Consider the following 21,514-nt stretch of genomic DNA (forward strand, 5'->3'; position numbering starts at 1 on the left):
CCTGCATGTACACGCAGTTGAAGAGTTATCCATCGCGCCGCTTCCAAAGGGGCGTAGGCCTGATCGAAGTCATGATCTCGGTCCTGATTCTGGGCATCGGTTTGTTGGGAGTGGCTGCCATGCAAGCTACCGCGCTGCGCAACAACCAGAGCGCGCTCGAACGCACCCAGGCGACTATCCAAAGCTACTCGATCCTCGATGCGATGCGCGCCAACCGCAATATCGCCTTGGGCGGGGGATACAACCTGGCCCGGACTTGCGCTGCCCCGGGTGCGGGTACGCTTGCCCAGAACGACCTGCGCCGTTGGATAAGTTCGCTCAAGACCACCTTGGGAGACAACGACGGAAGTTGCGGCACCATCGCCTGCAATGGCGACACTTGCACGATCACCGTCGAGTGGGACGATAGTCGGGCCGCGGACGGTCTTGATGCCCAGGGTGCGGAAGTCAACGCCGCCGACCGCCATATAGTCAACACGGTGGCCCGTCTATGAAGCGCATGCCTGCCCCTTACTCCGCCAGGCGCCACCTCGCCCGAGGCGTCACCTTGATCGAGCTCATGATCTCGCTGGTGCTGGGATTGTTGGTGGTAGCCGCGGCCATCGGCATCTTCGCCTCGAACAAACAGGTTTTCCGGTCGACCGAAAATCTCAGCCGCTTGCAGGAAAACGCGCGTGTGGCCTATGAGCTGATGGCGCGCGAAGTGCGGGAGGCGGGCGGCAATCCGTGTTCGCGCAATGTGCCCATCGTCAACGTGGTCAACGCCTCCGCCAACGACTGGTGGAGGAATTGGACCGATGGAGTACATGGCTACGAAGGCACCGAGGCGTTCGTGGGCGCGCCGTTTGGTGCGGGCATCGGCGGCCGGGTGAATGGCACCGACGCGATCGAGCTTCGGTCGGGCGCGCCCGGCGAAGTCACTGTGACCGACCATAAGCCGAATTCGGCGCAGTTCAAGGTCAACACCAACGACCATGGCTTGTCCGACGGCGATATCGTGATGGTTTGCGATTTCGTGCAGGGATCCATTTTCCAGATCACCCAAGCGCAGAACGGCATCAACAACACCGTGGTCCACAACACGGGCACTGGCACGCCGGGAAACTGCAGTAAAGGCCTGGGTTGGGCAAATCCCCCGGACTGTACGACCAATGGCAAGTCCTATGCATACGGACCTAATTCCACCATCGCCCGCTTGCGGGCTACTGCCTGGTATATCGGCAACAACGGCCGCAATGGCGGACGGTCCCTTTACCAGACATCCATCCGCAACAATGGTGGAGAGGTCGAGACCATAAACCAGGAAATCACCGAGGGTGTGCAGAACATGCAGATCCAGTATCTGGCGCCGGGGGCGGTCAACTACGTGGACGCTGCCGCCGGCACCGATTGGCCCAGGGTATCTGCGGTGCGTATCGTCCTGAGCATGCAGGGGCAGGACAACGTGAGTACCAGCGGCGGCAAGCTGGGACGCACCGTGGAGCACGTGGTCACCTTACGGAATCGCAATCTATGAAAACCCGTATGCCATCCACAGCCAGGCTTCAGCGCGGCGCGTCGCTGTTCGTCGTACTGATTCTGTTGCTGGTCATGACTCTTTTGGGCTTGGCGATACTGCGCAGCACAGTGATGGAAGAGCGCATGAGCGCCAACCTCTACGATCGCAGCCTGTCGTTCCAGTCGGCGGAAACCGCACTACGCGAGGCCGAGGAAAGGATCCAGGCCGCTGAGCTTTCCGGCACCAGGTTGGGTTTCGACTGTTCGGTGGTCGGCATGATCTGTCCGTCCATCCCCACCAACGCATTGACCGGCGCAGCCTGCAGCGGCGGTAAATACTGCTGGACCACGATGCCCGCCGGCAACCAAGTGCTTTCTACGGGCATGGTTCCGCAGTACTACATCGAGTACATGGGGCAATACACCAACGAGGACGACCTGGGCCTGGCGGGCAGCGCCAACGCGAACCAGTACGGCGGCAGCGGTGGCGTACCTCTCCAGCATTTCTATCGCATCACTGCGCGTAGCCACAATCCTGTAGGTAGCGACCGCTCGGTTGTCATATTGCAATCAAACATCGTAGTCAAATAGCCCGCGCGTAGAGAAGGCATGAGCAAGCGATTGCCCTTTACGAGGAGAAAGAAATGAAGACCCCTATTACTTCGCCCGTACCGCGGCGCTCGAGCCTGGCATCCCGCGCGAGCGTGTTCTTGATCGGCATGCTGGCCGCTCTCAGCTCGTTGCCCGCGACTTCGGTCGAAATCGCCCAGACCCCGCTGTCCATCGGCGGCAACGTGCCGGGCAATCTTTCGCTGGTGCCGTCAGTCGAATTCCCCACTCTGATCAGCGTGGCCAACTTCGGCGACTACGATCCCACGCGCAGCTATGTCGGGTACTTCGACGCCAACAAGTGCTATCAGTACGTCTACAACGCCACCGAGTCGGAACGGCATTTCCAGCCTAGTTCAGCGTCCGTTTCGCATGCTTGCGGCAGTTCGTTGTGGAGCGGAAACTATCTCAACTGGGCCGCCACCCAGACGATCGACCCGTTCCGTTCGGCGCTTACCGGCGGCTACCGGGTAAAAGACACCACCACGGAAACGTGGCTGGAGAAAGCGAAGGCCGACCGTGATGGCGGGACCAGCGCCACGGCCAACTTCCCACGCCGCACCTACCCTGGAGCTGCGAACTCCACTGCGGTCAGCAACGCCACTCCCGCCAGCTGGGGTACCATCCGCACACGTATCGACGGTCTTGGCAACAAGATGCGCTTCACCAGCGGCGGCAACGCGGCTGCGCTGAACAACAACAACCCGGGTACGGGCCAGCCGGTGGCCTATAACCCCGCAATCCATACGCTGAGCGATGCGGCGCTCGTTACCGTCGATGGGGTGCCGGTCAGCACTGCCAATGTGGTCTGGGAGGTCAGTGTCCGGGTCGCGGTCTGCGTGACGGGCATGCTGGAAAGCAACTGCAATGACTCCTATTCGGGTGTAGCCAAACCGGAAGGCCTGATACAGGAATATTCGAACCGTTTGCGCTACAGCATCTTCGGATATCTGAACAACGGCGGCGGCACGGAGCCAGAGGGCGGTGTGCTTAGAGCGAACCAGAAGTTCGTCGGCCCCAATGCCTACTACCCGGATGTGGCGGGAGCGCAGGTCAATGCTGCCAGAGAATGGGATCCGAGCACCGGCATCCTTGTCGTCAATCCGGATTCGGCCGATGCCACGGCCACCAACGCGCCCGGCATCGTCAACAGCGGCGTCATCAACTACCTCAACAAATTCGGCCAGATGGAGACGGGCCGCAACGCCAAGTCCTATGACAATGTCAGTGAGCTTTATTACGCCGCTGTCCGCTATTTCAAGAACCTGGGCAACGTGCCCTCGTATTCGACCCTCAATAACGATTACCAGCTTGCGGATGGATTTCCGGTGATCACCGACTGGCAGGACCCGATCAGGTACCAGTGCCAGACCAACGTCATTCTGGGTATCGGCGATACCAACACCTGGCGCGACAAGAACTTGCCGGGCGCCACCAGCGGCGCAGGCGAACCCGGAAAGCCGGCGGAAGTCTCCGCGGATACCACCGTGGACGTGGTCGCCAGTCTGAAGAAGATCTGGCAGATGGAAGGGCGCACCGACGCTCAGGCGACAACGCTGTCTGCGGCCAGCGATTTCAACGGCGCATCCAGGCAAAATTCCGCCTATATCGCCGCATTGGCCTACGATTCGCACACTCGCGACATACGGCCGACGGGCGCAACCAATGCGCTGGCCGGCAATCAGACCATTTCCACCTACTGGGTGGACGTGGTGGAAAACCGCGACTACAAATCGCCGTCCACCAATCAGTACTGGTTGGCGACGAAATACGGCGGCTTCACCGTGCCCACCGGCTTCGACCCGGCGACCAACATTACGCCCCTGCCCGATGCGCAATGGTGGACGACAGGCGATTACGTCGATCCAACGGGAGCCAACTACAGGCGGCCCGACAATTTCTATGTGGCTGCCGATGCTGCCAGGATGGTGGAAAGCCTGAAGCGCGTTTTCGCCAAGATCATTTCCGATATGCATGGTTCGGGCGGCTCGTTCGCGGCCAATTCGACCAAACTCGAAACCGGCGCAATGACCTTCCAGGCCCAGTTCTACAGTGGCAGCTGGCGCGGCGAGCTCAGTGCGTATACGGTCAATGCCACGACGGGCGCGTTGACTCCGGCGTGGAATGCGGGCAGCCAGTTTCCGGCGTGGGCCACGCGCAATATATACGTCAACAACGATGGAACGCAGGCGGGCTACAGGCGTTTCACCTATCCGAACCTGGACAGCACCAATGCCTCTGCGCTGGGTTCGCAGGCGGTCGTAGACTACCTGCGTGGCGATAGGTCCAATGAAGCGCCCAATGGGATAGGCCTGCGCGCCCGCCAGAGCATCCTGGGCGACATCGTCAATTCCCAGCCGATGTATGTCGGGGCGCCCAACGGACGTTTGTTCTACGGTCAAGAGTTCACTGGAGCGGATTCCTTCGGCGCTTATGTGGCTGCCAACACCACACGCACGCCTGTAGTCTATGTGGGCGCGAACGACGGCATGCTCCATGGTTTCAATGCCAACACCGGCGTGGAAACCTACGCGTTCGTGCCCAAGGCGGCCATCGCTGCCGGGTTGAGGGATTACACAAGTCCCACCTACGCGCACCGTTATTTCGTCGATGGCGAGATCACCGTCGCCGATGCCTATGTCGGCGGCGCGTGGAAGACCATCCTGGTGGGGACCATGGGGCGCGGCGGCAAGGCCATCTATGCCTTGGACATCACCGACCCGGACGACGTCGAATTTCTTTGGGAAAAAAGCGCTGCCGATATTCCACAGCTGGGCAACAGCATCGGCAAACCCGTCATAGCGCAGGTAGCCGATGGAGACTGGCGCGTGATGATAGGCAACGGTCCCAACAGCACCGGAGATGGAGCCAGCCTGATCACGGTACGCCTGAGTAATGGCGCCGTCACGACGGTATCCACGGGCACGGCAGTGGCGAATGGTCTTTCGGCTGTCAATGCATGGTCTACCGGGACGACGGATTTCGTCGACGCCGTCTATGCGGGCGACTTGCAGGGCAACCTGTGGAAGATCACCAACCTGACCGGCACTCCGGTGGTCATGAACCTGTTCCAGGCCCAATACAGCGGGGATGCGCAACCTATTACCGCCGCGCCTCTGGTGTCCAAGAATCCCGCGAACGACAGCACCTGGGTATTCATAGGTACCGGACGCTACCTCAATGTCGAAGACCTGGCCAACAAGGATGTGCAGACGTGGTACGGGTTGATCGACGACGGTACTTCCATTGCCGGCAGGGCGCAGTTGGTCGGCACCAGCATCCTTTCGGAAACGACGATCGGCGGCCTGGGCGCCCGGGTCATCAGCGACAACGTGAGTTCCGGTCCGCGTGGCTGGTACATGGATTTGATTTCGCCGGTCCACGGCGCAGAGGGCGAGCGCATGATCGTGCCCAACTTCTTCCAGGGGTTGGCGCTGATCGGCACGACCCGCATCCCGGATACGACCAACGTCTGCAATCCCAGCGGCAAGGGCTATGTCATGGCGATCGATCCCTTCACTGGCGGAAGGCTGTCGCAAAGTTTCTTCGACATGAACGGCGATGGGCAGTTCAATAGTGCCGATCTGGTCAATGGCAACCCAGTATCCGGTATCGGCCTATCGAGCGGCCCCAACAATCCGATCTTCATCGGCGACATCATCCAGATCAATCTGGACGACGCTACCGCAGTGCAAAGAAAAACAAATTCCAGCGTCCTGGCACCGTCCAGGGTTTCCTGGCGCGAAATAGTAGGGGATTGAAACATGAAGATATCGAACTGCATGAAGCTTGGATCCATCCACGGCCGCGGTAGGCGCCATATCGCCGGCTTCACCTTGATAGAGCTGATGATCGTCGTGGCGGTCGTCGCGATTCTGGCGACTATCGCCTATGCGAGCTATCGTGATCAGGTCGTAAAGTCGCGACGGGCCGCAGGCGCGGCTTGCCTGCAGGAGCGGGCACAGTACATGGAGCGCTACTACACCACCTGGCTCACTTACAACCCGCCTGCTCCGGCGCCTGCCGCTGCAATCGGCCAGTGCGACAATGAGGTTTCACCGCATTACCAAGTCAGCATCGTCGGGGGGTCGCTGGGGGCCAAGACTTTCACGTTGCAGGCGGTTCCTCAGGGGGCGCAGGCTACCGCCGACACCAAGTGCGGGACCTTGACCCTGACGGCCAAGGGCGTGCGTGGCGAGAGCGGGACCGCTACCAGCGCGGACCAATGCTGGTAAGTTGGTCATTCGACAATCGCATCAAGACGCTTCGGTTCGATGCATCAACAAAGGCTGCGATTTCATCGCAGCCTTTGTTATTCGTGGAACGCGAAGCTGGCTCGAGCCAACGACTCACTGCGCCGGTTACGTATTCACCGTATTTCGTGCGTCCAACATCGGAGAAAACCGGATTCTGGGTTTTGGGCAAATGAAAAGGGCTGCGATCGCTCGCAGCCCTTGACGTGTCTGGCGCCCGAAGTTGGACTCGAACCAACGACCCCCTGATTAACAGTCAAGTGCTCTAACCGGCTGAGCTATTCGGGCGGGGCGGTCATTGTAGGGGGGAGGAATCGGTCAGGCAAGGCTGGGTTGTGGCCGATGGCCGATTTCTCTGACGGAAAGGCGCGCAGACGCCTGGTTTCAGGGCATGCACGGCGTCGACCCCGAAGCCTTTTCGCTGCGCACCCTGCCCACATTGTTGACGATCACCTGCCACAGCAGGACGTCGTCCCGGCAAAGACGCACGCTGATATTGCTGCCGGCGCTGCGGCCGTCGGGCAGGTAGCGCAGCTGGGGGCGGCCGGTCGAGGAGACCAGGCGCAAGGAGGGGTGGAGGGGAGTATTTTCGTCCCGCAGTATGTCTTCCCGCGCATCCGGCTGCCTGTTGCCGTCGGCATCGAAGAACATCAGCCAGCCCTGGCTCCAGTCGCCGTCCATGCGGCAGCCGCCGGCCCGGTTGGAGGGGCAGACCACCGTCGGGATGCGGTAGCTGATGGCCGTGCTGCGTGCCGAAGCCATGTAGGCGGTCAGCAAGTGCATGGTCGAGCTCGCGCGCTGGTTTTCCATCATGCTGCGATAAGAGGGCACGCCTATCGCCAGTCCGATGGCCGAAATGGCCATGACGACCAGCGCCTCGAGCAGGCTGAAGCCTCCGGGACCGTGAAAGCGGCTTTGGGAACCCGCCGCGGGTTCGGCGGGGGAGGTAGTGGGCATCCGATGCATGGCTTTCTCCTGTAGGCCCTGTCCGGGCATGCCCAGATTCCTCTTCTTGCCGGGGCGCGGACATCGGCAAGGCGCGCGAGGATCTGTAAGGAATTTCCTGACGCAGCCGTAATCCCGGTCGCCGCTATACTGGTCAATCGCCGCAGAATCCCCGCCATGACCGATCGTTTCGAACTCGTTTCCTCCTATTCCCCCGCCGGCGACCAGCCGCAGGCGATCGCCAAGCTGATCGAGGGTTTCGAATCCGGCCTGGCCAAGCAGACCCTGCTGGGCGTCACCGGCTCGGGCAAGACCTACACCATCGCCAACGTAGTGCAGGCGGTGCAGAAGCCGACCCTGGTGATGGCTCCCAACAAGACCCTGGCCGCCCAGCTGTACGGCGAATTCAAGTCGTTCTTTCCGAACAACTCGGTCGAGTATTTCGTCAGCTATTACGACTATTACCAGCCCGAAGCCTACGTGCCGTCGTCGGACACGTTCATCGAGAAGGACAGCTCGATCAACGAGCACATAGAACAGATGCGCCTGGCCGCCACCAAGGCGCTGCTGTCCCGCCGCGATACGATCGTGGTGGCCACGGTGTCGGCGATCTACGGCCTGGGCGCGCCGGAGGACTACCTGTCGCTGCGCCTCATCCTCTCGCGCGGCGAACACATCGACCAGCGCCAGCTGATCCGGCATTTGAGCGACCTGCAGTACACGCGCAACGAATACGAACTGCATCGCGGCACGTTCCGGGTGAAGGGCGAAGTCATCGACGTATTCCCGGCCGAATCCGATATCGAAGCCCTGCGCATCGAATTGTTCGATGGCGAGATAGAGAACCTGACCCTGTTCGATCCGTTGACCGGCGAAACCCTGCGCAGGCTGCCGCGCTACACCATCTATCCCAAGACCCACTACGCGACCACGCGCGACCGGGTGCTGAAGGCCATCGATACGATCAAGGCCGAACTGAAAGAGCGCCTGGAGCAGTTGTATTCGCAGAACAAGCTGGTGGAGGCGCAGCGCCTGGCGCAGCGCACCCAGTTCGACGTGGAGATGATGGCCGAGGTGGGTTTCTGCAACGGCATCGAGAACTATTCCCGCCACCTGACCGGCAAGGCGCCGGGCGAACCGCCGCCGACGCTGTTCGATTACCTGCCGCCAGACGCTTTATTGGTCTGCGATGAGTCGCATGTGACCATTCCGCAGATCGGCGCCATGTACAAGGGCGACCGCTCGCGCAAGGAGACGCTGGTAGAGTTCGGGTTCCGGCTGCCGTCGGCGCTGGACAACCGGCCGCTGAGGTTCGAGGAATGGGAAGCGCGTTCGCCACGCAGCATCTATGTGTCGGCGACACCGGGCCCCTACGAACTGCGGGAATCGGGCGGGGAAGTGGTTGAACTGGTGGTGCGGCCGACCGGGCTGATCGATCCGCAGGTGGAAATCCGTCCGGTGGCCTCGCAGGTCGACGATGTGCTGTCGGAGATCAATCTGCGGGTGGCGATGGGCGATCGCGTGCTGATCACCACCCTGACCAAGCGCATGGCCGAAAACCTGACCGAATACCTGGGCGAACACGGGGTCAAGGTGCGCTATCTGCATTCGGACGTGGACACGGTGGAGCGCGTGGAGATCATCCGCGACCTGCGCCTGGGCAAGTTCGACGTGTTGGTGGGCATCAACCTGCTGCGTGAGGGGTTGGACATGCCGGAGGTGTCGCTGGTGGCGATCCTGGACGCGGACAAGGAAGGCTTCCTGCGCTCGCGGGGATCGCTGATCCAGACCATCGGCCGGGCCGCCCGCAACTTGCGCGGCAAGGCGATCCTGTACGCCGACAAGATCACCAATTCCATGCAGGCCGCCATCGACGAGACCAACCGCCGCCGCGAGAAGCAGGTGGAATACAACGCCGAGCATGGCATCACCCCCATCTCGGTCGCCAAACCCATCGTGGACATCCTGGAAGGCGCGCGCAGCGACGCGGCCAATGAGGGAGGCCAGGGCGGCAAAGGCGGTCGCGGCAAGGGCCGCCGTGTGGCCGAGGAGGCCCCGGACTACGCGTCATTCAGCCCGGCCCAGATCGCCGCACGCCTGAAGACCCTGGAGCAGCAGATGTACCAGCACGCCCGCGACCTGGAGTTCGAGGACGCCGCGCGCCTGCGCGACGAGATCCACAAGTTGAAGGATGCCAGCCTGGTCATCTGACCGTAGGTCGGGGCTACGCCCCCGACGCACGGAAATCATGGGCCCGGCCGCTGAAGCTACCCATGCGCCGGCCTGTCGAACCTCGCAGCCTCGATGGTTCGGCCGATTCGACGGCGGGCTCCGGCCGATTCCGTACCGCCTGCATGGATGTTATGATGCGCGCCCCTGAAAGCTTCCCTTCGGGGCATACCGGGCGGTTAGCTCAGCGGTAGAGCACTACCTTGACATGGTAGGGGTCACAGGTTCGAACCCTGTACCGCCCACCACGCCTTCACGGCGTGGCACCGGCAAAGGCGACAATCCAGAGGTGGCGGCCCTGCCGTCTAGCGTGCGACATGAGCACTACCAACTTCCCCTGCTGACTTCCTTGCCCGCCTCTTCCGTTGGTGTATCGAAGGCGCGCAGCGCCTTTTTTCGTATCTGGTAACGACTGAATGATCACGATCACGCTCCCCGACGGCAGCCGCCGCGAATTCGAAAACCCCGTCACGGTCATGGAAGTGGCCCAGTCCATCGGCGCCGGCCTGGCCAAAGCCACCGTCGCTGGCGCGGTCGACGGCAAGCTGGTCGATGCCAGCGACCGCATCGACCACGATGCCTCGCTGCGCATCATCACGCCGAAGGACGAGGAAGGCCTGGAAATCATCCGCCACTCCAGCGCCCACCTGGTCGGCCACGCGGTGAAGCAGCTGTTCCCCGAGGCCAAGATGGTGATCGGTCCGGTCATCGCCGAAGGCTTCTACTACGACATCTGGAACGAGCGCCCCTTCACCCCCGAGGATATGGCCGCGATCGAACAGCGCATGCGCGAACTGATCGAGCAGGACTACGACGTGGTCAAGAAGGTCACCCCGCGCGCGGAAGTGATCGAGGTGTTCAAAGCCCGGGGCGAGGATTACAAGCTGCGCCTGATCGACGACATGCCCGACGAAACCGCGATGGGCCTGTACTACCACCAGGAATACGTGGACATGTGCCGCGGCCCGCACGTGCCCAACACGCGTTTCCTGAAGTCGTTCAAGCTCACGCGCATTTCCGGCGCGTACTGGCGCGGCGACGCCAAGAACGAGCAACTGCAGCGCATCTACGGCACCGCCTGGGCCGACAAGAAACAGCTCGAGGCCTACATCACCCGGATCGAGGAAGCCGACAAGCGCGACCACCGCAAGATCGCCAAGCAGCAGGAGCTTTTCCACCTGCAGGAAGAGGCGCCGGGCCTGGTGTTCTGGCATCCCAAGGGCTGGGCCATCTGGCAGGTGGTCGAGCAGTACATGCGCAAGGTCTATCGCGACACCGGCTATGGCGAAGTACGTTGCCCGCAGATCCTGGATGTGTCGCTGTGGCAGAAATCGGGCCACTGGGACAATTACCAGGACAACATGTTCTTCACCGAATCGGAAAAGCGCACCTATGCGCTGAAGCCGATGAACTGCCCCGGACACGTCCAGGTCTTCAACCAGGGTCTGCACAGCTACCGCGACCTGCCGATCCGCTACGGCGAGTTCGGCGCCTGCCACCGCAACGAGCCCTCCGGCGCACTGCACGGCATCCTGCGCGTGCGCGGTTTCACCCAGGACGACGGCCACATCTTCTGCACCGAGGACCAGATCGAATCCGAAGTCACCGCTTTCCACCAGCAGGCGCTGGCCGTCTACAAGGCGTTCGGTTTCCAGGAGATCCAGATCAAGATCGCCCTGCGCCCGGAAGCGCGCCTGGGCGACGATGCCACCTGGGACAAGGCCGAAGGCGCGCTGCGTTCGGCCCTGGCCGTGTGCGGGGTGGAGTGGCAGGAACTGCCGGGCGAGGGCGCCTTCTACGGCCCCAAGATCGAATACCACCTCAAGGACGCCATCGGCCGCACCTGGCAGCTGGGCACCATGCAGGTCGATTTCATGATGCCCGAGCGTCTGGGCGCCGAGTACGTGGACGAACATTCCGCGCGCCGGCACCCGGTCATGCTGCACAGGGCCATCGTCGGCTCCATGGAGCGCTTCATCGGCATTCTGATCGAGCACCACGCCGGGGCCTTCCCGGCCTGGCTGGCCCCCCGCCAGGCCGTAGTCATGAACATCACCGATGCCCAGGCCGATTACGTGGCCGAAGTCCAAAAAAACCTTGCGAATCAAGGGTTCAGGGTGGTTTCGGATTTGCGGAACGAGAAAATCGGCTATAAGATCCGCGAACACACCCTGCAGCGCGTGCCGTACCTGCTGGTGGCCGGGGATCGGGAAAAAGAGAACGGGGCCATCGCCGTGCGCACGCGTTCGGGCGAAGATTTAGGCACAATGAGCATCGCGGCTTTCGTCGAGCGCCTGCGCGCCGAGCAAACCGCGTAAGAAATGTCCCGGTCCCCCTGTGGGGCCGGCATGGATGTATCCCTTGGGAGATTGCAACAATCAGTACCCCCGACAACAAGCAAAACCGCAAGAATCAGGAGATCCGCGTACCCAGCGTGCGCGTGATCGGCGCAGATGGCGAAATGGTGGGCGTGCTTTCGCGCGACGCCGCGCTGGCCCTGGCCGAGGAATCCGGTATGGATCTGGTGGAAATCCAGCCCCAGGCCGATCCGCCCGTCTGCCGCATCATGGACTTCGGCAAATTCAAGTTCGAAGCCCAGAAAAAGGCCAACGCCGCCAAGAAGAAGCAGAAGCAGGTCGAGATCAAGGAACTCAAGTTCCGGCCGGTCACCGACGAAGGCGACTACCAGATCAAGATGCGCAACATCCGCCGCTTCCTGGAAGAAGGCGACAAGGTCAAGATCAACATCCGCTTCCGTGGCCGCGAAATGAGCCACCAGGAACTGGGCCGCGAAATGGCCACGCGCATCGAGACCGAACTGGGCGACGACATCGTGATCGAATCGCGCCCGCGCCTGGAAGGCCGGCAGATGGTCATGATGATCGCGCCGAAGAAGAAGTGAGGGTTTTTCCTTCTCCCGTTGGGAGAAGGGAAGCAAAACCCTGATTTGCAAGGAATTCCCGCTCCGGGCATAATATGCGGCCCGGTCAAACGGGCGGCCGCCTGCAGGGTATGGGGCAGCCACAGGACCTGTCGTTATTTTCGTAATAGATTCAACGACTTACAAGCCGACATTGGGCATGGATGGAAAGCGTGGCCGCTTCATGACGAAGCATCCAAGGCCGCCGCCCGGGTCAGTTACAGAAACCAACAAGGATTACCGCAATGCCCAAGATCAAGACCCATCGGGCGGCGGCCAAGCGTTTCCGGAAGACCGCTTCCGGCAAATACAAGGCTGGCCACGCCAACAAGAGCCACATCCTCACCAAGAAGTCGACCAAGCGTAAGCGTGGCCTTCGTGCGACGAACATCGTCCGCGCCGAAGACTCCAAGCGTCTGGATCGTATGCTTCCGTATCTCTGAGGACTGAACAATGGCACGAGTAAAACGTGGTGTTACGGCGCGCCGCCGTCACAAGAAAATCCTGAAGCTCGCCAAGGGCTACTACAACGCCCGCCGCAAGGTCTTCCGCGTCGCCAACCAGGCCGTCATCAAGGCCGGTCAGTACGCGTATATCGGCCGCAAGCAGAAGAAGCGCAATTTCCGTTCGCTGTGGATCACCCGCATCAATGCGGCCGCCCGCATGAACGGCTTGAGCTACAGCCGTTTCATGAACGGCATGCTGAAGGCCGGCATCACCCTGGACCGCAAGGTGCTGGCGGATATCGCCGTGCACGATTCGGTGGGTTTTGCGGCCTTGGCCGAAAAAGCCAAGAGCGCACTCGCGGCGTAAGCCGGCGATCTCCACCGTACAAAGCGACACTGGCAATCCATCGCCGAACACGTGGGGAAGGGCGCAAGTCCTTCCCCATTGTTTTTTCCGACGTAGTTCCAGATTTTTCTACGCCGTCATTCCAGCGCAAGCTGGAATCCATTTTGACTTTGCTCTGGTTCTGCGCCGTTTGTAAAGCAACAGCAAAATCAAGATGGATCCCAGCGTTCGCTGGGATGACGACTTCAGTTTTTTCGGGGTTGTGAACGAATGAGCGATATCGAATCCCTGTCCACGCAAGCTCTGTCCGACATCGCGTCGGCGCAGACGCCGGAGGCGCTGGAATCCTTGCGCGTCGCACTGCTGGGCAAGAGCGGCAGCATCACCGCGCAACTCAAGCAGCTGGGCACGCTTCCGGGCGACCAGCGCAAGGCCGCCGGCGAAGCGATCAACGTCGCCCGCGACGCCATCGCAAGCGCATTGTCGGCGCGCAAGGTGCTGCTGGAAGACGCAGCACTGGATGCGCGATTGGGCGGTGAAAGCATCGACGTCACCCTGCCGGGCCGCAACGCCGAACGCGGCGGATTGCACCCTATCAGCCGTACCCTGGAGCGCATCGCCGACATCTTCGGCCGGCTGGGTTACGAACTGGCCGACGGCCCGGAAATCGAGGACGACTGGCACAACTTCGAGGCGCTGAATTTCCCGCCGCACCATCCGGCGCGCGCCATGCACGATACCTTCTATTTCGGCGACGGCCGCCTGCTGCGCACCCACACTTCCGGCGTGCAGGTGCGCTACATGGGCAAGCACGCGCCGCCGCTGCGCATGATCGCCGCAGGCAAGGTCTACCGCAGCGACAGCGACCAGACCCATTCGCCGATGTTCCACCAGGTCGAAGGCCTGCTGGTCGACGAGCATTCCACGTTCGCCGATCTCAAGGGCACCCTGGCGGAATTCGTGCGTGCGTTCTTCGAGCGCGATTTCGAAATGCGTTTCCGCCCCAGCTACTTTCCGTTCGTCGAACCCGGCGCCGAAGTGGATATCGCCTGGCAGCAGCCCGACGGCAGCACGCGCTGGCTGGAGGTGCTGGGCTGCGGCATGGTCCATCCCAACGTGCTCAAGGCCTGCGGCATCGATCCGGAGCGCTACACCGGCTTCGCCTTCGGCCTGGGCGTGGAGCGCTTCGCCATGCTGCGTTACGGCGTCAACGATCTGCGCGCGTTCTTCGACAACGATGTGCGGTTCCTACGGCAATTCGCTTGAAAACCGAGAATGGGGAATCGGGAATGGCGAATCGGCAAAGCCGGCCGCTGGCCCCTGATTTTTCCATTCCCTATTCCCCATTCCCTATTCCCCATTCCTTATTCCCGGCTCCACCCCATGAAATTTTCCGAAAATTGGCTGCGCAGCCACGTTCCCGTCCACGCCTCGCGCGATGAACTCGCCGCCACGCTGACCGCCATCGGCCTGGAGGTCGAGGAAGTTACCGTGCTGGGCGCATCGCTGGCCGGCGTGGTGGTGGCGCGTATCGTCGAATGCGCCAAACATCCCGAAGCCGACCGTTTGCAGGTCTGCAAAGTCGATGCGGGGCAGGGCGAGCTGCTGCAGATCGTCTGCGGCGCGCCGAACGCGCGGCCGGGACTCGTTGCGCCGCTTGCGACGGTCGGTACGACGGTGGGCGAAATCGTGATCAAGGCGGCCAAGCTGCGCGGCGTGGATTCCAACGGCATGCTGTGCTCGGCCAAAGAGCTGGGCATCGACGCCGATGCGTCCGGCTTGCTGGAACTTCCTGGCGACGCGCCGATCGGCGCGCCCATCGCCGAATACCTGTCGCTGCCCGACGCCAGCATCGAGATCAAGCTCACGCCCAACCGCGCCGATTGTTTCGGTGTGCGCGGCATCGCCTTCGACGTGGCCGCGGCCTGCGGCAGCGAAGTGGTGGCCTTCGATGCCACGCCGATGCCTGCGCTCATCGACAGCACGCTTGCCGTCGAACTGGACGCCGGGGCCAAGGTTCCGCGTTTCGTCGGGCGCGTGATCGAGGGCCTGGACGCCACCGTCGCCACGCCGGTGTGGATGGCCGAACGCCTGCGCCGCAGCGGCGTGCGGCCGATCAGCCTGCTGGTCGACGTGACCCAGTACGTGATGCTGGAACTGGGGCAGCCGATGCACGCCTTCGACCGCGACACGCTCGCAGGTCCTGTCGTGGTACGCCCCGCCCGCGAGGGCGAAGAAATCAAGTTGCTGGACGGCCGCACCGTGTCGCTCAGCGACGATTTCCTGGTCGTCGCCGACAGCAGCGCCGGCGGCAACGGCGGCCGCGCCGTCGCGCTGGGCGGCATCATGGGGGGCTACGACACCCGCGTGACCGATGCGACGCGCAACGTCTTCCTGGAAGCCGCGCACTGGATCCCTGCCGCGATCATCGGCCGCGGGCGCAAGCTCGGCCTGCACACCGACGCGGGCCATCGCTTCGAACGCGGCGTGGACCCCGAACTGCCGCGTCAGGCCGTCGAAGTGGCCACGCGCCTGCTGGTGGAGCTGGCCGGCGGTTCGCCTGGCCCGGTGATCGAAGCGGTACTGCCCGAGCACCTGCCCAAGCCGGCCACCATCGCCCTGCGCCGCGCGCGCATCGCCCGCCTGCTGGGCATCGAGATCGCCGATGCGGACGTGGAGCGGATCCTGCGGGCGCTGGGCATGCGATCGACCGCCAACGACGCGGGCTGGGACGTATTGCCGCCGAGCCGCCGCTTCGACATCGCCATCGAAGAAGACCTGATCGAAGAACTGGCCCGCATCCACGGCTACGAGCGCATACCGACCACCTTGCCCGGCGGCGCCACCCGCATCGCCGCACCGACGGAAACGCAGCTGGAGGCTTCCAGCGTGCGCCGCCATCTGGTCGCGCGCGATTATCTGGAGACGGTCAACTACGCCTTCGTGGATGCCGCGCTGCTCGAGCGGTGGGGCGCGACCGAGCGCGCTGTTCCCCTGGCCAATCCGCTCAGCGCCGAACTCGGGGTGATGCGCACGCGTCTGCTGCCGGGGCTGGTCTCGGCGTTGCAGCGCAACGTCGCGCGGCAAGCCGGGCGGGTACGTTTGTTCGAGTTGGGCAACGTGTTCGAAAGCCGGGAATCGGGAATCGGGAATCGGGAATCGGAAGGAAGCATAGCTCCCGTTGAAACTCTGCGCATCGCCGCTGCCATTCATGGGGATGCAGGGCCGGAGCAATGGTGCGAGAAGGCGCGCAAGGCCGATTTCCATGATCTGAAGGGCGATCTCGATAGCCTGGCCGCAGCCTCCGGTGCGGTGCTGGAATACCGGCCGTCGCAGGCCCCCTTCGGCCACCCGGGCCGCTCGGCCGATGTGTTCCGCGACGGCCACCGCATCGGCTGGATCGGCCAGTTGCACCCGCGCCTGCAACGCGCGCTGGACCTGGATGGCGAGGTGGTCGGATTCGAGCTGGACATGGCGCCGCTGACCCTGCGCGCATTGCCGAGGGCGGCCGAACTTTCGCGCTTTCCGTCCGTCCGCCGGGATCTAGCGTTCGTCGTCGCCGACGAAGTGCCGTGGCAGGCCATTGCCGACACCGTGCGCGCCTCGGTAGGGCCGCTGCTGCGGGATCTGGTGCTGTTCGACCGTTACATCGGCGCAGGGGTCGAATCAGGTCAAAAGAGCTTGGCTATGGGCTTGATTTTGCAGGACAACTCACGCACTCTGACCGACCGCGATGTGGAAGGCGTCGTGTCCGGGGTGGTCGCTGCGATAGAGCGCGATCACGGTGCAAGGATCCGCGGATGACGGGCAAGGGGAACGATACATGGCACTGACGAAAGCGGAGATGTCCGAACGCCTGTTCGACGAAGTCGGACTGAACAAGCGCGAGGCGAAGGAATTCGTCGACGCGTACTTCGACGTACTGCGCGAGGCGCTGGAGCAAGGCCGACAGGTCAAGCTTTCCGGCTTCGGCAACTTCGACCTGCGCCGCAAGAACCAGCGCCCGGGCCGCAATCCCAAGACCGGCGAGGAAATTCCGATTTCCGCGCGCACCGTGGTGACTTTCCGTCCGGGCCAGAAGCTGAAGGAACGCGTGGAAGCCTACGCCGGAGCCGACCATGCTTGATCCGGGCAGCAACCGCGAGCTACCGCCGATTCCCGCCAAACGCTATTTCACCATCGGTGAAGTAAGCGAACTGTGCGACGTGAAGCCCCATGTCCTGCGCTACTGGGAAACCGAGTTCCCAAGCCTGGAGCCGGTCAAGCGCCGAGGCAACCGCCGCTACTACCAGCGCCACGACGTGCTGATGGTGCGTCAGATCCGCGGCCTGCTGTACGAGCAGGGCTACACCATCGGCGGCGCGCGCCTGCGCCTGGAAGGCGAGGGCGCCAAGCAGGAATCGGCGCTCAGCAACCAGATCGTCAAGCAGGTGCGCATGGAGCTGGAAGAAATACTGCAGCTGCTGCGTCGCTGATTTTCCTTCTCCCGGTGGGAGAAGGAACAGAGAAATGCGGCTATAATTGCCGCCCCGCCGCCAAGGCGGGGGATTCGCATCAGTTCGGGGCGTAGCGCAGCCTGGTAGCGCATCTGCCTGGGGGGCAGAGGGTCGTCGGTTCAAATCCGGCCGTCCCGACCAACGCGAAAGTACGAAAAAAAGACCCGCATCCCATTGCGGGTTTTTTATTGCGCGATACTTCGCCTTATGCATCCGCGCGCGCTCGAACTGATCGGCTCACTGGATTTGTCGCCGCATCCCGAAGGCGGCTACTACAAGCGCGTCTACGAATCCAGCAAACAGGTGCTTGCGAACGGCGTGCTTCGGCCCGCCATTACCTCCATCCATTTCCTGCTCACCGAAGGCGTGGGCAGTCGCTGGCACCGCGTGGATGCCGCGGAGGTGTGGGACTGGCAGGAGGGCGATGCGGTGGAGCTGCTGATGTACGACGCCGATGCCCATGCGCTCAGCCGCGCGCAACTGGATACCTCCGCACGCGGCGGGCAGTTGCTGCAGGTGGTTCCCGCTGGCATCTGGCAGAGCGCCAGGACCCATGGCGGCTATTCGCTGGTCAATTGCTCGGTGTCGCCGGGCTTCGTCTGGAGCGGGCTGGAAATGTTGGACGAGTCGAGCGAACTCGCGCATGAGATCCGTGCAGCAGGCGGGTTGGCTTCGTAGCGTAAGGTTGGCTGAACCAATTCGTGTCGGACCGTCTTCCGGCACTTGAGCGCACTCGACCATTCGCTAGTCTGGCCGCCATCTCCGATGGCGAGTACTGCGATGCGTTCGATGCTGTGGTGCCTTCTTTTCGTATCCATGCCGCTGCTCGCGCAGGATGTTCCGTTGACGAACTCACAAACTGCGGCCGATCCCGAGGTTCGGGACATGGATGCGGTCGTCGTGACCGGCGTGCAGCCCGGTCCGGGCATGTGGAAGGTCAGCAAGGGCGATCACGTGCTCTGGATCATGGGTACATTGACGCCGCTGCCCAAAGGCATGACCTGGTTGTCGCGCGATGTGGAAACCGTGCTGGCGCAGGCCGATGAAGTGATCGAACCGCCCAGCGCGAACTTCGATTCGGATGTGGGCATGTTCCGCGGAATGCTGATGATTCCCTCGCTGCTGAAGGCCCGCAAGAACCCCGATGGCAAAACCTTGCGCGAAGTCCTGCCGCCGCCGATCTATGCCAGGTGGTCCCTGCTCAAGGCGAAATATCTGGGCCGCAATGAGGGCGTGGAGAAGTGGCGTCCGGTGTTCGCGTCGCAGGAGCTTTATCAGGCCGCGATCAAGAAATCCGGCTTGACCCAATCAGGGGTGGTGGGCCCGGTGGTGGAAAAGCTGGCGAAGGCGGGCAAGATCAAGCGCACGCCGACAGTGGTCAAGGTGACGATAGAAAACCCCAAGCAGGTGATCAAGGAATTCTCGGCGTCGTCGCTGGCCGACATCGATTGCTTCGACAAGACGCTGAAGCGTCTGGAGTCGGACCTGCCGATCATGTCCGCGCGCGCCAATGCTTGGTCCATCGGTGATATCCAGGCGTTGCGTATGCTTCCGTACGAGGACCAGAACCGCAGCTGCATGAATGCGTTCCTGGAGACCAGCCTGGCGCAGAAGAGCGGCATGGCCGGCGTGCCGCAACGGGTGGAAGCGATGTGGCTGGCCAAGGCCGAGACGGCGCTGGCGAACAACAAGGTGACTTTCTCCACCCTGCCGATTGGAACCCTGCTGAGTTCCAATGGCTATCTGTCCAAGCTGCGCGCCAAGGGTTATCTGATCGAAGAACCCTGAGCGCATCTGCTTTGTAGAGCCGAGCTTGCTCGGCTGCTCTTTCCCTGCAGAACAGAAAGCAGCCGAGCAAGCTCGGCTCTACAAAAAGGGTCAGCCTGCGGCGCTGATCGGTGCGGCGGACAATGCCAACTGCGGCCAGCGTGCGAGCACCGCTTCGCGGATGCCGCTGGCGTCGATGCCAGCCTCGGTCAGCAGTTGCTCGCGGCTGGCATGGTGCTGGAACTCGTCCGGCAGGCCCAGCTGCAAAACCGGAAGCTGCAGATTTTCGGCGTGCAGCAGCTCGGCCACGCCGGAACCGGCGCCGCCCATCACCACGTTGTCTTCGATGGTGACGAAACCTTCGTGGGTCGAGGCCAGTTCGAGGATCAACGCGCGGTCCAGCGGTTTGACGAAGCGCATGTTGATCACGGTAAGGCCCAGCTCCCTGCCGACCTGTTCGGCCGCCGGCACCGTGGCCCCGAATGCCAACAGAGCGATGCGCGAACCACGCGCGCGCACTTCCGCCTTGCCGATCGGCAAGGTCTCCAGGCCCGCATCGATGGCCGCGCCCGGACCGGTACCGCGCGGATAACGCACCGCCGCCGGTCCCTGGTGCTGGAAGCCGGTGCTCAGCATCCTGCGGCACTCGTCCTCATCGGCCGGCGCCATCACCACCATGTGCGGCACGCAGCGCAGGTAGCTCAAATCCAGATTGCCGGCGTGGGTGGCGCCGTCCGGGCCGACCACGCCGCCGCGGTCGATGGCGAACAGCACATCCAGTTTCTGGATGGCCACGTCGTGCACCAGCTGGTCGTAGCCGCGTTGCAGGAAAGTGGAATAGATGGCGACCACCGGCTTGGCGCCTTCGCAGGCCATGCCCGCCGCCAGCGTCACCGCGTGCTGTTCGGCGATGGCCACGTCGAAATAGCGCTGCGGATATTCCTTGCTGAAACGCACCAGGCCCGAGCCTTCGCGCATCGCAGGCGTGATGGCCAACAGCGTGGGATCGGCTGCGGCCATGTCGCACAACCAGTCGCCGAAAATATCCGTGTAGGTCGGTTTCTTCGCGCCGCCCTTGCTGACCAGCCCCTTCTCGGGATCGAACGGACCGACCGCGTGGTAACCGATCTGATCGCCTTCGGCCAGTTCGTAGCCTTTGCCCTTGGTGGTGATGATGTGCAGCAGCTGCGGACCTTTCAGGGTCTTGAGCGTCTTCAGCGCGCTGACCAGCGCGGGCACGTTATGGCCGTCGATGGGGCCGGTGTAGTGGAAGCCCATTTCCTCGAACAGCGTGGACGGCACGAACATGCCCTTCCAGTGCTCTTCCCAGCGGCGCATGAAGCGTGCCGGCGGCTTGCGCTTGTCGCCCAGCAGTTTCTTGCCGCCTTCGCGCAGGGCGTTGAGGGTGCGGCTGCTGCTGATGCGGCCGAGCATCTTGGTCAGGCCGCCGACGTTTTCCGAAATCGACATCTGGTTGTCGTTGAGCACCACCAGCAGGTTGGGTTCCGGATCTTCCATGCCGCCGGCGTGATTCAGCGCTTCGAAGGCCATGCCGGCGGTCATCGCGCCGTCGCCGATCACCGCCACCACCCTGCGTTCGTTGCCGGCCTGCGCATTGGCGATGGCCATGCCCAATGCGGCGGAGATCGAAGTGGAGGAATGACCGACGCCGAAGGTGTCGTACTCGCTTTCTTCGCGCTTGGGGAAGGGGGCCACGCCGTCGGCCTGCTTGACCGTGTGGATGCGGTCGCGGCGTCCGGTGAGGATCTTGTGCGGGTAGGTCTGGTGGCCGACGTCCCACACCAGCCGGTCGTCCGGCGTGTTGTAGAGGTAGTGCAGGGCGACCGTGAGTTCGATCACGCCCAGGCCGGCGCCGAAATGGCCGCCGCTCTTGCCCACCGATTCGATCAGATAGGCGCGCAGTTCGTCGGCGATCTCGGTCAGTTCGGACTCGTCGAACTGGCGCAAATCGGCGGGGAGGTCGATGCGGGAAAGGCGGGGGTAGC

At 62.7% G+C, this 21,514-nt stretch carries 18 protein-coding genes and 3 tRNA genes; 18 read left to right on the top strand and 3 right to left on the bottom strand.

What is annotated here, in order from left to right; genetic code table 11:
* The first annotated feature begins 5 nt into the window (after positions 1-5).
* Genes pilV through CSC73_RS01955 form a run of 5 tightly spaced genes read left to right on the top strand, consistent with a single transcriptional unit; the run spans position 6 to position 6,341 of the window.
* Positions 6-494 carry a type IV pilus modification protein PilV gene (gene pilV / locus CSC73_RS01935; protein WP_163838763.1) on the top strand — a complete coding sequence of 163 codons (489 nt, stop codon included), beginning with the start codon at positions 6-8 and terminating at the stop codon, positions 492-494.
* 5 nt (positions 495-499) lie between these two features.
* Complete coding sequence (locus tag CSC73_RS01940) at positions 500-1,516, top strand: PilW family protein (RefSeq protein WP_163838764.1); 1,017 nt, start codon at positions 500-502, stop codon at positions 1,514-1,516.
* Between the two features lie 8 nt (positions 1,517-1,524).
* The gene (locus tag CSC73_RS01945) at positions 1,525-2,088 is read left to right on the top strand and encodes a pilus assembly PilX family protein (RefSeq protein ID WP_163838800.1); all 564 of its coding nucleotides are present in this window, start codon (positions 1,525-1,527) and stop codon (positions 2,086-2,088) included.
* Positions 2,089-2,141: 53 nt separating this feature from the next.
* Complete coding sequence (locus CSC73_RS01950) at positions 2,142-5,867, top strand: pilus assembly protein (RefSeq protein WP_163838765.1); 3,726 nt, start codon at positions 2,142-2,144, stop codon at positions 5,865-5,867.
* A 3-nt stretch (positions 5,868-5,870) separates the two neighbouring features.
* Positions 5,871-6,341 carry a type IV pilin protein gene (locus CSC73_RS01955; protein WP_281352854.1) on the top strand — a complete coding sequence of 157 codons (471 nt, stop codon included), beginning with the start codon at positions 5,871-5,873 and terminating at the stop codon, positions 6,339-6,341.
* A gap of 229 nt (positions 6,342-6,570) precedes the next feature.
* On the opposite strand, the gene CSC73_RS01960 is transcribed toward CSC73_RS01955, so the two are convergent.
* Positions 6,571-6,647 (bottom strand) — tRNA-Asn (locus CSC73_RS01960).
* 96 nt (positions 6,648-6,743) lie between these two features.
* Complete coding sequence (locus tag CSC73_RS01965) at positions 6,744-7,325, bottom strand: GspH/FimT family pseudopilin (RefSeq protein ID WP_163838766.1); 582 nt, start codon at positions 7,323-7,325, stop codon at positions 6,744-6,746.
* A 156-nt stretch (positions 7,326-7,481) separates the two neighbouring features.
* On the opposite strand from CSC73_RS01965, the gene uvrB reads away from it, so the two are divergent.
* From uvrB to CSC73_RS02030, 13 genes are all read left to right on the top strand, one after another.
* A complete protein-coding gene (gene uvrB / locus CSC73_RS01970; RefSeq protein WP_163838767.1) occupies positions 7,482-9,515 on the top strand; it encodes an excinuclease ABC subunit UvrB in 2,034 nt (677 codons plus the stop codon).
* Positions 9,516-9,706: 191 nt separating this feature from the next.
* A tRNA-Val gene (locus CSC73_RS01975) sits at positions 9,707-9,781 on the top strand.
* A gap of 168 nt (positions 9,782-9,949) precedes the next feature.
* Positions 9,950-11,851: a threonine--tRNA ligase gene (thrS, locus tag CSC73_RS01980; RefSeq protein ID WP_163838768.1), complete on the top strand. Its 1,902-nt coding sequence runs from the start codon at positions 9,950-9,952 to the stop codon at positions 11,849-11,851.
* 59 nt (positions 11,852-11,910) lie between these two features.
* A complete protein-coding gene (gene infC / locus CSC73_RS01985) occupies positions 11,911-12,435 on the top strand; it encodes a translation initiation factor IF-3 (RefSeq protein ID WP_211840790.1) in 525 nt (174 codons plus the stop codon).
* A gap of 263 nt (positions 12,436-12,698) precedes the next feature.
* Positions 12,699-12,896, top strand: coding sequence for a 50S ribosomal protein L35 (gene rpmI / locus CSC73_RS01990; RefSeq protein ID WP_093281688.1), 198 nt, complete (start codon positions 12,699-12,701; stop codon positions 12,894-12,896).
* A gap of 10 nt (positions 12,897-12,906) precedes the next feature.
* The gene (gene rplT / locus CSC73_RS01995) at positions 12,907-13,266 is read left to right on the top strand and encodes a 50S ribosomal protein L20 (RefSeq protein WP_162350154.1); all 360 of its coding nucleotides are present in this window, start codon (positions 12,907-12,909) and stop codon (positions 13,264-13,266) included.
* 249 nt (positions 13,267-13,515) lie between these two features.
* Positions 13,516-14,511, top strand: coding sequence for a phenylalanine--tRNA ligase subunit alpha (locus tag CSC73_RS02000; protein WP_163838769.1), 996 nt, complete (start codon positions 13,516-13,518; stop codon positions 14,509-14,511).
* Between the two features lie 117 nt (positions 14,512-14,628).
* A complete protein-coding gene (pheT, locus tag CSC73_RS02005; RefSeq protein WP_163838770.1) occupies positions 14,629-17,049 on the top strand; it encodes a phenylalanine--tRNA ligase subunit beta in 2,421 nt (806 codons plus the stop codon).
* Positions 17,050-17,068: 19 nt separating this feature from the next.
* The gene (locus CSC73_RS02010; RefSeq protein WP_093281676.1) at positions 17,069-17,371 is read left to right on the top strand and encodes an integration host factor subunit alpha; all 303 of its coding nucleotides are present in this window, start codon (positions 17,069-17,071) and stop codon (positions 17,369-17,371) included.
* Positions 17,364-17,720 (top strand): MerR family transcriptional regulator, encoded by a 357-nt coding sequence (locus tag CSC73_RS02015; RefSeq protein ID WP_093281672.1) that lies wholly within the window; start codon positions 17,364-17,366, stop codon positions 17,718-17,720. The genes CSC73_RS02010 and CSC73_RS02015 overlap by 8 nt, the downstream gene beginning before the upstream one ends.
* An 85-nt stretch (positions 17,721-17,805) precedes the next feature.
* Positions 17,806-17,882: transfer RNA gene (locus CSC73_RS02020), tRNA-Pro, on the top strand.
* 66 nt (positions 17,883-17,948) lie between these two features.
* A complete protein-coding gene (locus tag CSC73_RS02025) occupies positions 17,949-18,419 on the top strand; it encodes a cupin domain-containing protein (RefSeq protein ID WP_163838771.1) in 471 nt (156 codons plus the stop codon).
* A gap of 165 nt (positions 18,420-18,584) precedes the next feature.
* Positions 18,585-19,529 carry a TraB/GumN family protein gene (locus tag CSC73_RS02030; RefSeq protein WP_163838772.1) on the top strand — a complete coding sequence of 315 codons (945 nt, stop codon included), beginning with the start codon at positions 18,585-18,587 and terminating at the stop codon, positions 19,527-19,529.
* A gap of 90 nt (positions 19,530-19,619) precedes the next feature.
* On the opposite strand, the gene dxs is transcribed toward CSC73_RS02030, so the two are convergent.
* The coding region (gene dxs / locus CSC73_RS02035) for a 1-deoxy-D-xylulose-5-phosphate synthase (RefSeq protein WP_163838773.1) at positions 19,620-21,514 on the bottom strand (1,895 nt) is incomplete at its 5' end.

The organism is Pseudoxanthomonas sacheonensis (assembly GCF_010093305.1).
In the GTDB taxonomy this organism is placed as follows: Bacteria; Pseudomonadota; Gammaproteobacteria; order Xanthomonadales; family Xanthomonadaceae; genus Pseudoxanthomonas_A; species Pseudoxanthomonas_A sacheonensis.